The sequence below is a fragment of the Pseudomonas sp. A-B-19 genome (assembly GCF_019947515.1).
Taxonomy (GTDB): Bacteria; Pseudomonadota; Gammaproteobacteria; order Pseudomonadales; family Pseudomonadaceae; genus Aquipseudomonas.
Map to the genome: position 1 here is coordinate 110252 of NZ_JAGYGN010000008.1, position 15222 is coordinate 125473.

The following is a 15222-nucleotide window of genomic DNA, read 5'->3' on the forward strand; positions in this document are numbered from 1 at the left end:
ACCCGGCGCGACGCCAGACAAGGGTTGACCGGAGGCTTTGTCCATCACTGGAAATTGCACGTCGGCAATGCCGGCCTCACGCAGTACACCGTCCCTGGCCAGGGGCTTTACATCGAGGGCCACCGACATCCCGTCACGTTCCGGCGTCCGGCCGCTCCAGGTGTCGGGCAAGGTGATGTCGCTGAGCAAAGTCGGGGGCGCGGTCCGCCATACCCCGAACCCGATCAAGGCCATCCCGAGAATCACCGCGCCGCCAGCGATGGTGGTGGTCCTGTGCATGTCAGAACTCCCCTTTACCAATCTGTTCCTGTCTTGCCCGACCCTTGTGGGAGCGAGCTTGGTCCCACAAGGGGGGTAAGCAAATTAATCAGGGACGGAGCGTGGGATATGCCGATCATGAACTCGGCCCTCATTGCGGGTTATCAGGGAACACCTCTGGACAGGTTGTCCGCAGCAATCCGCATGCCATAAAAAATAACCTTATTAATCAGCTGGATATATTCAAGAATTGATAAACCGGGGGGGATATTCCCCACCCGAACCCCCAATTTTTCGCAGGGGCCACCATTCCCCACTATTGGGGGAAAACCACCCTGGGTGTCTCGATCACAGCGGCGCATCCGCGGACAATCCCTGTAAAAGCCGATAGTGGTTCAGCACGTTGGGTACATAACGCTGGGTTTCAGCGAACGGCGGGACCCTGTTGCCCCGGCGGAGCACCGCTTGCGGGCCGGCGTTGTAGGCGGCCACAGCGAGGCGGATATCGTTGTCGAACATCGTCATCAAGCGCTTGAGATAGCGGGCGCCCCCCTGGATGTTGGCCTTGGGGTCGTAGACGTTGGTCACACCCATTTCGCGGGCGATTCTGGGCATCAGCTGCATCAGCCCGCGAGCGCCCTTGGGTGAGGTCGCGTGGGCGTTGTAGCTCGATTCGGTCTTGATCACTGCGTGCAGCAGCGCCGCCGGCAGTTCATTGGCCCTGGCTGCCGCCGCCACCAGCTCCGCGTAGGGTTGCGCGGCGATCATCTGCGGTTGCTGGTCGAGGCTGACGACCACCGCTGCGGACTCATGGATCACCCGTTCATAGTGACGTCCGGGGCGGTGGACATTGGACAGGACATAGTTGCCCTTGGCGTCCAGGGAAACGAATATATCGGCCTGTGCGGCGCCGGCGAGCGCGAGTAATCCGAGCAATCCTGCAATGATGGCTTTCATTGTCATGCCTCCCCTGCCCGGCCCCGAAAAATTGGGGGTATTGCCCCAGTGGCCGGTAGTAAAACAGCCATACGCAAGCACTGTGCCGTAAGTGAAAAGGCCCGTAGCACAGGGGATGCAATAGGATGTCCAATCATTAGCATGGCAATTGCATACGCCTTTATAGAGACTCTGCTGTCGACTGAGGGAAGTCATCATGAATCAGCATCTGCGCTATGCCCGGCGCCCCCAGAGCGGGTTCACCCTGCTCGAACTGTTGGTGGTACTGGTGGTGCTGGGACTGTTGGCCGGCATCGTGGCGCCGAAGTACTTCGCCCAACTGGGCCGTTCCGAAGTGAAAGTGGCCAGGGCGCAAATAGAAGGCTTGAGCAAAGCCCTTGACCTTTACCGCCTGGAGGTCGGTCACTACCCGTCGACCGAACAGGGCTTGCAGGCGCTGGTCACTGCCCCTGCCGACGAACCACGCTGGACTGGCCCGTACCTGCAGAAAAAAATCCCGCAAGACCCCTGGGGCCACAACTACAGCTATCGCTATCCCGGTGAAAACAGCGAGTACGACCTGTTGTCCCTGGGCAAGGACGGACAGCCCGGCGGCGAAGGCGAGAACGCCGAAATCACCAACTGGAACTGACGGGAAAGGCGACCATGCGCTTTCATCTCAAAGCCGTCGGCAAGGCCGGTGTCGTCTCGATGACCATCGAGGCGCCGGGGCACAGCGAAGCCAGGCGCATCGCCGAAGACCAGGGCCTGCGAGTCGTCAGCCTGCACGCCGAGCGACATTGGCGGGCCTTGCGCCTGCACAGGCGCGAGACCTTCAACCTGGTATTGTTCAGCCAGGAACTGACCACTTTGCTCAACGCCGGCCTGCCGTTGATCGATGCGCTGGAAAGCCTGGCGGAAAAGGAAAACGCGCCACAAGCCCGCAAGACCCTGAGCGAGCTGGTGCGCCTGCTGTACGAGGGCAAATCGTTTTCCCAGGCCTTGGGGCAGCTATCGGTGGTTTTCCCGCCTTTGTACGTGGCGCTGGTGCAGTCCAGTGAGAAGACCGGCGCCGTGGGCGATGCCCTGGGCCGGTATGTCAGCTATCGCCAACGCATGGACGAGGTTCGCCAGAAGATCGTCAGCGCATCGATCTACCCCATGCTGTTGCTGGTGGTGGGAGGTGGCGTGGTGTTGTTTTTGATGGGCTACGTCGTACCGCGCTTCAGCCTGGTATTCGAAGGGCTGGGGTCGAACCTGCCCTGGATGTCGCAGATCCTGATGAGCAGCGGCATGTTCCTGCACACCCACCAGGGCGAATTCTTCGGTGGCTTGCTGGCCATCATCGTCGCCCTCGCCCTGCTTCAGCGCCAGCCGGCCTTTCGTCGGGGGTTGGACCGCCTGATCGAAAAACTCCCCGCGGTGCACCAGCGCATCTTCATGTATGAGCTGGCGCGCTTCTACCGTTCGCTGGGCATACTGCTGCAAGGTGGCATTCCCCTGGTCACCGCCATGGGCATGGTCCGTGGTTTGCTCAGCGTCGCCTCCCGCGCACGCCTGGACCAGGCCTGCGAACGGGTGCGCGAGGGGCAATCGCTTTCTGCCGCGCTGGAGCTCAATCACCTGGTGACTCCGGTATCCCTGCGCCTGCTGCGCGCCGGCGAACAGTCCGGCAACCTCGGGCAGATGATGGAGCGCAGCGCCGACTTCTACGACGAAGAAATCGGCCGCTGGATCGAATGGTTCGTGCGGCTGTTCGAACCCCTGCTCATGACCTTCATCGGCCTGTTGATCGGGGTGATCGTGATCCTGATGTACATCCCGATTTTCGAACTGGCCTCAAGCATTCACTGACTTTATGCAGCAGGGCCGCGCTGCCCGTTGCATTTTTTCAATCGCTCATTGAATAAACCAGTGAGTCGAGGTGTTTAACAAGTTCCCATGGGAAAAAAGCAGCACACTGCAATGTTCATCAACGTTCCAATCTGAACAAGAAGACGGAGAACGACATGCTCATCAATAAGCTTTTACTGGCAGTAGCTATTGGCGCGGTTCTGTCGGCGTCTACTGTATTGATTCCGGACAGCCTGTCCGGAGTATCCAGTGCTCAGGCCAAGGATGGGAGTAGTGGCGGTGGCGGTGGCGGAAGCGGTGGTGGCGGCGGAAGTGGCGGCGGTGGCGGAAGTGGTGGCGGCGGCGGAAGTGGTGGCGGCGGCGGAAGCGGCGGCGGCCATAGCGGCGACCATGGTGGCAACAGCGGTAGCGGCCATAGCGGCGACCATGGCAGCAACAGCGGTCATGGCAGCGCCAACAGCGGTTCGAGCCACTCCGGAACGGCCTCGTCCTCAGGACGTAGCGGCACCCATGATGAACCCGGGGATGACCGTGGCGTCCATGCCAATGGCGAGCCTGGCGATGACCGTGGCGTCCACGCCAATGGAGAACCTGGCGATGACCGTGGCGTCCATGCCAATGGCGAACCCGGAGATGATCGTGGTGCCCATGCCGAACCCGGCGATGACAAGAGGACCTGATCCCCGCTGACTCCCATACAACACAAAACCCTGTGGGAGCGAGCTTGCTCGCGATGGCGTTGCGTCATTCAACATTTCTGTTGCCTGGTACTCCGCCTTCGCCGGCAAGCCGGCTCCTACAGTGGTCAATGTGAATCAGACCATCAGCCGCTCTACAGCCCACCCTCAGACTGATCCAGCTCCTCACGCAAGAACTCAACCAGCGCCTGCACCGGCCGCGAACTCTGCCGGTGTTGCGGATAGACCGCAGACAACGTCAGCGGCTGCGGCCTGAAATCCTCCAGCACTTGCACCAGCCTTCCATCCTTCAGCGCCGAACCGACAATGAACGTCGGTAAATAGGTGATCCCTAGCCCGGCGATCGCTGCGTCCTTGAGCAGTTCACCGTTGTTGACCCGCATCCGCCCGCTGACATTGATGCTCAATGGCTTGCCCTGCCCCGCAAAACGCCATTGCACCTGACGACCATGGCCGTACGGCAGGCAGTCGTGTCCGTGCAAATCTTCAGGCTTGAGCGGTGTGCCGCGTTCGACCAGGTACGCGGGGCTTGCGCAGTACACCCGTGCAATGGAGGCAATACGTCGGGCGATCAGCGTCGAGTCTTCCAGTGTGCCGATGCGCAATGCCAGGTCGTAACCTTCACCGAGCAAATCCACAGGGCGATCACTCAAATCCATCTCCACCGTCACGTCGCGATAGCGCTGCAAAAACACCGGCAACAGGCACCCCAGATGCGCCAGTGCGAACGACAGCGGCGCACTCACACGAATGGTCCCCCGTGGCTCGGTGGTCTGGCCGGCGATGCCCTGCTCCACTTGTTCGACTTCGCTGAGCAGGTGCAAGGCTGACTCGTAATAACTTTGCCCCAACGGCGTGACATCCAGTCGCCGGGTCGAGCGATTGAGCAAGCGCACGCCCAGGCGCTCTTCGAGTTGCATCAAGCGGCGGCTGACAAACTGCTTGGACAGACCCAGTTGATCGGCCGCAGCCGTGAAACTGCCGGAGTCCATTACCTGGCAAAAAATACGCATATCTTCGAAGGGGTTCATTGTCACTTCCTGGTTGACAGTCAAACACTTTATAGCCGCTTTTTCCCTTCCAGGCACCCTATTAATCTGTGTTCACGGTGTTGAATTCACCCTTACCTAACCGCGTACACCCACGATCAAAAAGGAATTGACCATGAACCTCGTCCAGAAAACCCTGACTGCGTCCCTCCTCGCCCTCGCCGTCGGCAATGCGTTTGCCGCGGGCAGCCCCGGTGTCGAACACAACACCCAGGCCTTCCTCGAAGCCCTCGCCGCTGGTGGTGGAAAGCCCCTTGAGCAACTGAGCCCGCAAGACGCCCGTGCGGTGCTGACCGGTGCCCAGGCGTCGGTGAAGGTTGACCTGTCCGGTGTGGAAGTCAGCGACAAGGCGATCAAGGTTGACGGTCAGACGATCAACCTCAAAGTGGTGCGTCCGGCCAAGGTCAAAGGTGAATTGCCGGTGTTCATGTTCTTCCACGGTGGCGGTTGGGTACTGGGGGATTTCCCGACTCACCAACGCCTGATTCGTGACCTGGTGGTGGGTTCCGGCGCGGTCGCGGTGTACGTCGACTACACACCGTCGCCGGAAACTCACTACCCGACCGCGATCAACCAGGCCTACGCCGCGACGCGCTGGGTGGCCGAACATGGCAAAGAGATCAGCGTCGATGGCAAGCGCCTGGCAGTGGCCGGCAACAGCGTCGGCGGCAACATGGCGGCGGTCGTGGCCATGATGGCCAAGGAGCAAAAAGTCCCGGCCCTGCGTTTTCAACTGCTGATGTGGCCGGTGACCAACGCACAATTCGATAGCGCGTCGTACCAGCAGTTTGCCGAAGGCCATTTCCTCACCCAAAACATGATGAAGTGGTTCTGGGACAACTACACCACCGACGCCGGCGAACGTGCGCAGATTCATGCCTCACCGCTCAACGCCAGCACCGAACAGCTCAAAGACTTGCCGCCAGCACTGGTGCAGACCGCCGAATTCGACGTGCTGCGTGACGAAGGCGAAGGTTATGCCCGCCACCTCGATGCGGCAGGCGTGCCGGTGACCTCGGTCCGCTACAACGGCATGATCCACGACTTCGGCCTGCTCAACCCGCTGAGCCAGATCCCCGAAGTGAAGGCGGCGGTGCGCCAGGCTGCGCTGGAGCTCAAGACTCATTTGCAGTGAGGCCAACCGCAATCGCCACACAGCAATGTATGGCGATTTTTTTGTGAGCACCGAGATACCTGTGGCGAGGGAGCTTGCTCCCGCTGGGCTGCGTAGCGGCCCCAAAAATCCTCGCAGTCAATGCCGATTTTGTGAGTGCTCCGCACTCAAGCGGGAGCAAGCTCCCTCGCCACAACAGCACTTTCATCTGCGCTACCTCATTTCCAGCGGAGCATCCCCATGTCCTTTGTCTACGCTCATTTGCTCTCCCTCGGCACCCTGCTGCTGGCCATCGACGCCCTGCTCTGGCACCTCGCGCCATTCAAGCATCGCGTCAGCCGGGTCGGTGTGCGTCTGGCGCTGTTTGTGCTGTTCAGCGCGGTGATCATCAATGCCGGCGTCAGCCCGTTGCAGGCGCCATTGTTTGCCGATGATCGCGTGGCGCAGCTCGGGGCCACGGCGCTGGGAATTGTGTGGTGGTTGTACGCCGCGCGGGTGCTGACCGAAGTGATCGGCCTGGTCCTGATGCGACGCATCGGCCACAGCGGCCGGCTGTTGCAGGATGTCATCGGCGCACTGGTGTTCCTGGTTGCCGTCGTCGCCGCCGCCGGCTACGTGCTGGAGTTGCCGGTGAAAGGGTTGCTGGCGACTTCTGGCGTCGTCGCCATCGTGGTGGGTCTGGCATTGCAGAGCACGTTGAGCGACGTGTTCTCCGGTATCGTGCTCAACACCACCAAGCCGTATCAGGTCGATGACTGGGTCTCCATCGACGGTGTCGAAGGCAAGGTGCTGGACATCGACTGGCGCGCCACCCACCTGCTGACCAGTGCCGGGAGCACCGCCGTGGTGCCGAACTCGGTGGCGGCCAAGGCGAAGATCGTCAACCTCAGCCGCCCGACCAATATGCACGGCGTGTCGATCAGCATTCAGGTGCCCAACCACATCCGTCCGCGTCGGGTGCTCGATGCCCTGGACCGCACCCTTCAGGGCAGCAGCAGCCTGCTGCTCGATCCGCCACCGAAAGCCGTGCTCAAGGAGGCTGGCGAAACCATGTCCGAATACGTGGCCAGCGGCTTCATCACCGAGCTGGGCAAAAAGGGCGAAGTGCGCAATCAACTGTTCGACCTGGCCCATCGGCACCTCGAGGCCGCTGGCATTTCCCGGCAGCCCGATGGCGTGATCGAGCCGTCGACCCGCGCACGGGCCTTGCTCGATGAAGTGAAAATCTTCCGTTCCCTGAGCGCCGAGGAACGTGATCGCCTGGCCCGGAACATGGTGGCCCAGCAATACGCGGCTGGTGAGGTGGTGCTGGATCTGGAGGAAGTGCCGGACAGTTTGTTCGTCATCGCCACCGGCGTGGTCAGCGCCACCGTCCCCGACGGCAGCACGCAGATCGAAGCCGGACGCATGGGGCCGAGCGAAGTCATGGGCGAACAAAGCATTCTTGCCGACACGCCGTCCCAGGCACGGTTCACCGCTCTGACCTCAAGCATCATTTACCGCCTCGACAAATCCCTGACCCGCAGTTGCATGGAGCAACGCCGCGAAGTCGACCGGGCGTTGAACAAACTGCAAGCGGTGCGGCAGCAGAACAGCCGGATGGCGTTGATGGCCAAACCGGTGGCGGTCAAGAAAGGTGGTTTTTTGAGCTGGTTGCAAAATCGTTGATCTGGGGCGAGCCTGGTCCGGGCGGCGTTCCGACGAAGACGACTTACCGGCGACCAGATACATCACAGGTGAACGAATCCAGGCGAAACTTCTTGGGCGTAATCCCGAACTGCTTACGAAACGCCCGGATGAAATTACTCGGCTGCCGATACCCCAACCGCTCGGCAATCCGCTCAATCGGCTGATCACCTGCCGTCAACCAGTGCCGCGCCAACTCCAGACTGTCACTGCGGGTATGTTGCGCAGCAGCAGTCTGCCAGTGCCGCAACATGCTCTGATGCAAAAACCCGTTGGCCCCCGGCAACGGCTCATCGAGACTGGCCGCTGGCAGGCTCAAGCACGGATGTGAACCTTCCAGCACCTCGATACCGATACTACGCAACCACTGCCCGGCAGCCTGTTGCGGCGTCAGGCGAACAGTCACAAAGACCTGCGCCGGCGCTCGTCCCAGACGTCGGGCAATGTTGCGCACCAACGTCAGGGTCGCCGCATCGAGGCAAAAAAAATGCGGCTGTTGAACGGCACTGCGCAGGTGCAGGCGGGCCTGCCCGTCACCCTCCTCCAGTTCCGCCACTACGTAGTTGGTCACCCGTGGCAGCAAATCGGTGAAGCACGCCAGGCTCGCACGCAGGGTCGCTGCGGAGTCCAGCAGAATGTTCAGACCTCGCAGCGTAGTGGTCGCCATGCCGTTGACCAGTTCGCAGCCAAACGATGCGCCCGCGCCCGCACGCTCGCATTCATTCCACAGGCGTTCGACCAGGTGCGCGGGCACATCCAGGTCCTGACCTTCGAGCAACGACAGGCAGATACCGGCCCGTTGCAGCAGTTGGTCCTGGCACAGGCCGGACTGCCGGGCATGGCTGAGAATGGTGCGGATGAATGCGCTGGAAATGAACGGTTGGCTGGTCATGGCAGGTTACGGCGAGAGGACAGGCGTGTACTTATGCCAGCCTCTATGCTATCGATCCAATGCATTAAAAGTATCCGCTGAATGCAGGAGACGCATGATGGACCTACGACAGCTCCGCCACCTTGTCGCCCTGGCCGATTACCGCAACTTCGGACGTGCCGCCGAGGCGATCAATCTCAGCCAACCGGCCTTCAGTCGCAGCATCCAGACCCTGGAGCGCGACCTCGACTGCGTGCTGGTGGAGCGCAGCAGCCGCGAATTGCGCCTGACCGGTCAAGGCGAACTGGTGCTGCAACATGCCCGGCGTCTGCTCGCCGGCAGCCAGGCCCTGCACAACGAACTGACGCAATACAACGGCCTGACCGGTGGCGAGCTGCGCTTCGGCTGCGGCCCGTATCCGGCCCAAGTGCTGGTGCCCGAGGCGCTGGCGGAATTCATTCAGGCCCATCCGGCAATCCGCATCAGTCTCCACCAGGGCGACTGGGAACAACTGGCGGTCTGGCTTCGTGAACAGCAGATCGAATTCCTCGTAGCCGACGCGCGGTACTTCACCGGCGACCCGCAATACCAGGTACAGCTGTTGCGCCCCCGGCGCGGGTGGTTCTTTTGCCGTGTCGGTCATCCCCTGGCGCAGCAGCAGAATCTGCCCCTGCGCGCCCTGCTCGACTACGCGGTGGTCGGCACGCGAATACCGCCGATGATCCGCAAGATCCTCGCCGACGTGCAGGGCGAGACAGACTTCAATCCCAGCGTGGAATGCGCGCAGTTCGACGCCATCCGCCGCGTGGTGATGCGCTCCGACGCGGTGGGCATCGCCACCGTGGAGGCGTTGGCCGAACTGGTCGATCAGGGCCTGGTCCGCCTGCTGGAATTTGCCGATGTCCCCAAGGAGGATCCCGGCCTGCAATTGCACTACGGTATCGTCAGCCGTGCCGGCCACTCCCTGACACCGGCCGCGCTGGCGATGGTCGATGCGGTGCTGACGGTCGACCGGCGCTTGCCGGGGTCGATGTAGGAGCGAGCTTGCTCGCGAAAGCGTCGGCCCATTCAGCATTGATGTGACTGACAGGCCGCCTTCGCTGGCAAGCCAGCTCCCACAGGGTTCATCGCAGCTCGGCGGCACGAGTGACCCTGCGCTGCGGGTAAATCGAATCGAAGGCGCAACAGATTCAAATCGAGCGGGTGTAAATCAGACATGGTCTTGCTCCGGCAAATCGCTTAACGTCGGCCAGCTTGACCCGTGTTCCGCACAAGCTGTGAGCCCTGTATGACAAAAAGCGATCAGCCGCTGCACGACCAAACCATACCCAACGCGTTCTACGCGCCGACCCTGTTGCCGGCCATCGAAGAGTTGCTGGCCCGCGGTGTGGACCGGGAATGCATCGAAGGCCTGATGCGACGCAGCCTGTTCGAGTTGCGCACGCCATTCATGCGCATTCCGCTATTCCTGTCGCGACGCTTCTGGGCGTTTGCCCTGGAACAGACCGGTGACCCGTTGATCGGCCTGGCGGCCGGTCGGCGATTCATTTTCACCGCCACCAACGGCCTGACGTACCTGTTCGACGTGGCCGACTCACTGGACAGCGCCTGCCAGTATTTCGTGCGATTCTTTCCGTTTTTCAACGGGCACTTCCAGGCCCGGATCGTGCGTGGCGACGACCGCGTCGAATTGCACCTGCTCGACCGCGGCAGCGTGAAAACCAGCGCGGCAACCGCCGATTTCATCCTCATCAGCCTGTGCAGCATGTTGCGGCGCAAATTCCTCGCCAGCGGCCTGGAGCGTGATCCGGTTCTGGGCGTCGGGCTAGTCGGTGCTTGCACGGCCAATCCACAGGAACATGAACAAGCCTTTCGCGCACCGGTGCAATGGGGGCAAGCGCAGCACTCGATCCGCCTCGATCCACAGCTGTTCGTGATCCCGCTGACGCCGGGCAATCATGAACTGGAACTCATGCTGGTCGAACTGCTGGAGCAGACCCGACGCAACAGCGAACCGACCTTGCTGGAGCAAGTCTGCGACTATTTGATCACCGACCTGGCCGAAGCCAACTGGCAGCGATTCTGCACCACCCGGCACTTGCTCGAGCGCACCGCGGCCCGACGCTTGAAGGCGTTGGGCTGGGGTTTTTCCGAGTTGCTCGACGAATACCGCCAGTATCGCGCCGAAGACTTTTTACAGGGGACAGACCTGGAACTGGTGGAGATTTCCGACCGCCTGGGCTACAGCGATGTGCAAAGCTTCAACCGTGCCTGCCTGCGGTGGCTGGGGTGCGCGCCGGGCGCCTGGCGAACCCGGCAACGTCAATGAACAACCACGCTTGTGCACCGCCCTGCTGATCCAGGCCCAACAACAGCATGCTCATGGACTGCACCATGGACTCCTGTCCACCGATCCTCGGCTCCACCGCCGAAATGCCCGCGGTGTATCAGGCACTTGACCATAAGGTTGTTGGACATTTTCTAACATCGACGTTGCACCATCCGAGCGTGAGAACTGGCGAGACCTGTTAAAAATGGTCATCAAGCCGGCGACTCAAACCTGACACACTAAAGCAACTACAACCCTTGTATTTCAAGGCTTGCGACCGCCTGTCGCTTTCTCGAGATTTTCGCCAGACAGCCAAAATCGGAGGGAAAAGCCAACAGTGGTGCGACCTTGATGGCAATAGCACCCACATTTGGGGGTGTCTTGCCCCTTTTACATGCCGGTTTGCTGACACGGTTTGCCGAGGCTGGTCTATACCCCTTTTGACAGTCCTGTTTTGCAACTCTCCACGTCTTGCGAGGCACGCTAATATGGACGTAAGCGTATTTGGTACAGGCTATGTTGGCCTGATTCAAGCCGCTGCACTGGCCGATGTCGGACATCGCGTCCTGTGTGTCGACATCGACCCGAACAAGATCCGGCAACTGCAACAGGCCGTACCACCGATCAGTGAGCCGGGGCTTTCCGGCACCCTTGAAGAAAACATCAAGGCCGGTCGCCTGCTCTTCACCACCCAGGCCAGCGATGCGGTGGAGCACGCCGAGCTGATTTTCATCGCCGTCGGTACGCCCGCCGACGAAGACGGTTCGGCCGACCTCAGCCATGTGCTGAACGTGGCTCGGCAGATTGCCGGTTTCATGGAGGCCGACCGCACCCTGATCATCAAGTCCACGGTGCCGGTCGGCACGGCGGACCAGGTCAGCGCCACCGCCGTTGAAGCGTTGCAGCACCGCGGCAAAGGTTCGCTGAAGGTACGGGTGGTGTCCAACCCGGAGTTCCTCAAGGAAGGCAGTGCCCTGGCCGATTGCATGCGCCCGGACCGGATCATCGTCGGCACCGCTGACGATCAGGCCCGCAGCCAGATGAGCGAGCTCTACGCGCCGTTCTGCCGCAACCACGACAAATTGATGTTCATGGACAACCGCAGCGCCGAGCTGACCAAGTACGCGGCGAACGCGATGCTGGCCACGCGCATCAGTTTCATGAACGAACTGGCCAACCTCACCGAGTTGCTGGGCGCCGATATCGAAGCCGTGCGCAAAGGCATCGGCTCGGACCCGCGCATCGGTTACCACTTCATCTACCCCGGTTGCGGCTTCGGCGGTTCGTGCTTCCCCAAGGACCTGCGCGCCCTGCTGCACACCGCCGAACACGCCGGAATGCCCCTGAAATTGCTGCGTAGCGTGACCGACGTCAACGACCACCAGCGGCATATCCTGTTCAGCAAACTCAAGGCGCAATTCCCCGGCGGGCTGGCCGGCAAGTCCATCGCCGTGTGGGGCCTGGCGTTCAAACCCAACACCGATGACATGCGCGAAGCACCCAGCCGCTACCTGATGGAAGCACTCTGGGCCGAAGGCGCGAGTGTGCAGGCCTACGACCCGGAAGCCATGTCCGAATGCCGGCGCCTTTACGGCTACCGCAACGACCTGCATCTGTGCGCCACCCGCGATGACACACTCGAAGACGCTGACGCCCTGGTGATCTGCACCGAGTGGAAGAACTTCCGCGTGGTCGACTTCGACAAGCTGGCCAGCAAACTGCGTAACCGGGTGATCGTGGACGGGCGCAACCTGTACAGCCCGGAACAGGTGGCGGCCGCCGGCCTGCACTACAGCGGCATTGGCTTGCGCCAAATCGCGCCCGAGGCCGTCCATCCATGACGACTCTCGTCACCGCTACAGCCGGTTTATGGGTGCCCGATGAGGGACCGGGGCGCGTCGTTGCCTGGTCCCGCACTTGCGACTGACTGCGTCGTCCATGCCGCACACGGCTTAACTCTGCGGAGAATCTATGTCTGATCACGAAAAAAGTATGCCCCTTAACAAAATGCACAGGGACAAGCGCCTGGACCCCGAGCAACGCAAGCGCATGGATGCCGCCATCCACATGCAGGGTTGTGGCTGGATAACCGGCCGCGAAGGTGGCCGGCCGTGGACCCTGTCGCGCACCAATCGCGTCCTGGCCAGCTTCGGCGCACTGCTGGTCCTGGTGCTGATTTCCCCGGTGCTGCTGGGGCTGGCGCTGGCCATCAAACTGACCAGCCCGGGGCCGGTGATGTTCGTGCAGAAACGCACCGGCTACCGCGGCCGCCTGTTCGGCATGTACAAATTCCGCACCATGGTCGTCAACGCCGAGGAGCTCAAGGAGTCCCTGCGACACCTGAACAAACACGGTGCCGACGCCATCGACTTCAAGATCGACAAGGACCCGCGCATCACCGGTATCGGCAGTTTCCTGCGGCGCACCAGTCTCGACGAGCTGCCGAACCTGTTCAACGTGGTGACCGGCGACATGCGCCTGGTAGGCCCCAGGCCGACTTCGTTCAACGCCTACCGCTACAAGGACAAGCACCTCGTGCGCCTGAGCATCTACCCCGGCATGACCGGCCTGTGGCAAATATCCGGGCGCAGCAATATCGACTTCGATCAGCGTGTTGAATTGGATCTGGCCTACATCGCCCAGCAGAGCCTGCTGCTTGATTTGAAGATTCTGCTGAAAACCCCCTTCAAAGTGTTCAGCGGTCACGGAGCGAGTTAAATGGACGGTTCAGCGGCTAAAAGCCTCAGCATTGTCAGCCCGAGCGAGTCCAACCTGACATCGACCGTACTCGACCAGAACCTGCGGATCCTGTACCTGACCGCCGCCAACCCCGGCGCGGGCACCACCACCAGCGCCCTGGCGCTGGCCAGTCAACTGGCGAAAATGAGCAGCGGCCTGGTGTTGCTGGTGGATGCCAGCCATTCGGCGACCAACCTCACGCAACAGTTGGGGCTGAGCAAGGAACGAGGGTTTCGCGACTTGATGTTCAACACCCAGAGCCCGCCCTTGTTGCAGGACTGCGTGGTGGACGTCTCCAGCCTGCCCTTTCACGTTCTGCCATTGGGCCGATACTTCCGTGGCAACGAGCACCTGACACCCGAGTGCCTGAGCCCGCTGCTCGATCAACTCGGCATCCGCTACCGCTTCGTGGTGATCGACGGCGACGCGGTGTATTCGGCCTCCGACACCCTGGTCATCAGCACCCAGGTGGACGGTGTGGTCCTGGTTGTCCCCGCGGAAGACACCCGCGGGGAAGTGGCCCAGGCCGCGGCCAAGCGCTTGAGCCAGGCGGGAGCGAAGCTGGTCGGCAGCGTGTTCAACCGACGCAAGTACTACATGCCCGAATGGCTGTACAAAAACCTGTGAGCAGTCAGACAAGGATGACGCCATGAACGCCAAGATGCTTGTCTTGCTGTTGCTGCCCCTTGCAGGTTGCTCCAGCATTTCCTCCGACGAATCGCAAAGCATGCCGGTGCAAATCCTCACGGCCCCACCGGCCAACGCCCAGGCCACCGACGTGCCCAAGGTCGAGCAGACCCTGCGCCCACAGGATGTGCTGGACGTTATCTTCCACATCAGCACCAGTGGCTCGGCCGCCTATCGCGTGCAGTCCGGGGACACGATCGCGCTGAACTTCACCGCCGCCAGCCAGTTCAACGGCAACCAGTTGGTACTGCCCGATGGCACCATCGAACTGCCGGGGGCCCACACCACGGTGAAAATCGAGGGCCTGACCCGCGATGAAGCACGGGACGCTATTCAGCGCGCCTACGATCGCAAACAGCTGTTCCAGCCCAACCGCAATCAGCTGTCAGTGATGGTGGTGAACCCGCTGGCCAGTGAGTGGAACCTCAAGTCCGTGCTCAACCACCCCGCCACCGGCATGAGCCGGGAAATCACCGTGGGCAGCGACGGCTACGCCAGCTTCCCGGAAATCGGTGCCGTGCCGCTGCAAGGCATGACCATCAGCCAACTCGAGGCCTACCTGAATAATCGCTATGCCACCCTGCCGGGGCGCATGACCGTGGACGTGCTGCTCAAGTCCACCGCCGGCAACGAAATCTATGTACTGGGTGAAGTCGGCCAGCCGGGCTCCTATCCGATCCGCCGCCCGGTGTCGGTGCTCGAAGCCCTGACCATGGCCCGCGGCTCCAACGCCAAGGCACGCCTGGACTCGGTGATGATCATGCGGCGCAACGGCAACCAGGTGGTCGCGCATCGTTACGACGTGGAAAAAGCCTTGTCCGGCGACGCCACCCAGATCGCCTACCTGCAAGCGGACGACATGCTGTACGTGCCCAAGACCAAACTGGCCAGCACCGGTGAGCTCGTGCGGCAACTGGCGGACGTCGTGTTGTTCCAGGGCATGGGCCTCAGCTTCAGCTACCGCGTCGACAACAAAGACGACAGCAGCAACTAACTCTCAG

Annotated in this window: 14 protein-coding genes and 1 pseudogene; 11 read left to right on the top strand and 4 right to left on the bottom strand. The window is 61.5% G+C overall.

Going from position 1 to position 15222, the window contains the following annotated elements; all coding sequences use genetic code 11:
- Both KGA81_RS11510 and KGA81_RS11515 read right to left on the bottom strand, forming a co-directional pair.
- A pseudogene (locus tag KGA81_RS11510) lies at positions 1-279 on the bottom strand (hypothetical protein); the annotation flags it as partial.
- Between the two features lie 327 nt (positions 280-606).
- Positions 607-1215, bottom strand: coding sequence for a lytic transglycosylase domain-containing protein (locus KGA81_RS11515; protein WP_223545914.1), 609 nt, complete (start codon positions 1213-1215; stop codon positions 607-609).
- A gap of 196 nt (positions 1216-1411) precedes the next feature.
- Here KGA81_RS11515 and gspG point away from each other — a divergent pair, with 196 nt between their 5' ends.
- The 3 genes from gspG (at position 1412) to KGA81_RS29990 (ending at position 3728) form a co-directional block, all read left to right on the top strand.
- The gene (gene gspG, locus KGA81_RS11520; RefSeq protein ID WP_223545915.1) at positions 1412-1846 is read left to right on the top strand and encodes a type II secretion system major pseudopilin GspG; all 435 of its coding nucleotides are present in this window, start codon (positions 1412-1414) and stop codon (positions 1844-1846) included.
- A gap of 14 nt (positions 1847-1860) precedes the next feature.
- Complete coding sequence (locus KGA81_RS11525) at positions 1861-3048, top strand: type II secretion system F family protein (RefSeq protein WP_223545916.1); 1188 nt, start codon at positions 1861-1863, stop codon at positions 3046-3048.
- 155 nt (positions 3049-3203) lie between these two features.
- Complete coding sequence (locus KGA81_RS29990) at positions 3204-3728, top strand: hypothetical protein (protein ID WP_263293307.1); 525 nt, start codon at positions 3204-3206, stop codon at positions 3726-3728.
- Positions 3729-3880: 152 nt separating this feature from the next.
- On the opposite strand, the gene KGA81_RS11535 is transcribed toward KGA81_RS29990, so the two are convergent.
- A complete protein-coding gene (locus KGA81_RS11535; protein WP_223545917.1) occupies positions 3881-4777 on the bottom strand; it encodes a LysR family transcriptional regulator in 897 nt (298 codons plus the stop codon).
- A 133-nt stretch (positions 4778-4910) separates the two neighbouring features.
- Here KGA81_RS11535 and KGA81_RS11540 point away from each other — a divergent pair, with 133 nt between their 5' ends.
- Complete coding sequence (locus KGA81_RS11540; protein ID WP_223545918.1) at positions 4911-5930, top strand: alpha/beta hydrolase; 1020 nt, start codon at positions 4911-4913, stop codon at positions 5928-5930.
- Between the two features lie 219 nt (positions 5931-6149).
- Positions 6150-7577 carry a mechanosensitive ion channel family protein gene (locus KGA81_RS11545; protein WP_223545919.1) on the top strand — a complete coding sequence of 476 codons (1428 nt, stop codon included), beginning with the start codon at positions 6150-6152 and terminating at the stop codon, positions 7575-7577.
- 43 nt (positions 7578-7620) lie between these two features.
- Here KGA81_RS11545 and KGA81_RS11550 read toward each other — a convergent pair whose 3' ends face one another.
- The gene (locus KGA81_RS11550; RefSeq protein WP_223545920.1) at positions 7621-8487 is read right to left on the bottom strand and encodes a helix-turn-helix domain-containing protein; all 867 of its coding nucleotides are present in this window, start codon (positions 8485-8487) and stop codon (positions 7621-7623) included.
- Between the two features lie 97 nt (positions 8488-8584).
- On the opposite strand from KGA81_RS11550, the gene KGA81_RS11555 reads away from it, so the two are divergent.
- The 6 genes from KGA81_RS11555 (at position 8585) to KGA81_RS11580 (ending at position 15215) form a co-directional block, all read left to right on the top strand.
- A complete protein-coding gene (locus KGA81_RS11555; protein WP_223545921.1) occupies positions 8585-9502 on the top strand; it encodes a LysR family transcriptional regulator in 918 nt (305 codons plus the stop codon).
- A gap of 252 nt (positions 9503-9754) precedes the next feature.
- On the top strand, positions 9755-10795 hold the full coding sequence (locus tag KGA81_RS11560) for an AraC family transcriptional regulator (protein WP_223545922.1): 1041 nt from the start codon (positions 9755-9757) through the stop codon (positions 10793-10795).
- Positions 10796-11283: 488 nt separating this feature from the next.
- Entirely contained in the window at positions 11284-12636 is a 1353-nt protein-coding gene (locus KGA81_RS11565) for a UDP-glucose dehydrogenase family protein (protein ID WP_223545923.1), read from the top strand.
- Positions 12637-12766: 130 nt separating this feature from the next.
- Positions 12767-13513, top strand: coding sequence for a sugar transferase (locus tag KGA81_RS11570; protein ID WP_223545924.1), 747 nt, complete (start codon positions 12767-12769; stop codon positions 13511-13513).
- Complete coding sequence (locus tag KGA81_RS11575) at positions 13514-14161, top strand: CpsD/CapB family tyrosine-protein kinase (RefSeq protein WP_223545925.1); 648 nt, start codon at positions 13514-13516, stop codon at positions 14159-14161.
- Positions 14162-14183: 22 nt separating this feature from the next.
- Positions 14184-15215 carry a polysaccharide biosynthesis/export family protein gene (locus KGA81_RS11580; protein ID WP_223545926.1) on the top strand — a complete coding sequence of 344 codons (1032 nt, stop codon included), beginning with the start codon at positions 14184-14186 and terminating at the stop codon, positions 15213-15215.
- The last annotated feature ends 7 nt before the right edge of the window (positions 15216-15222 follow it).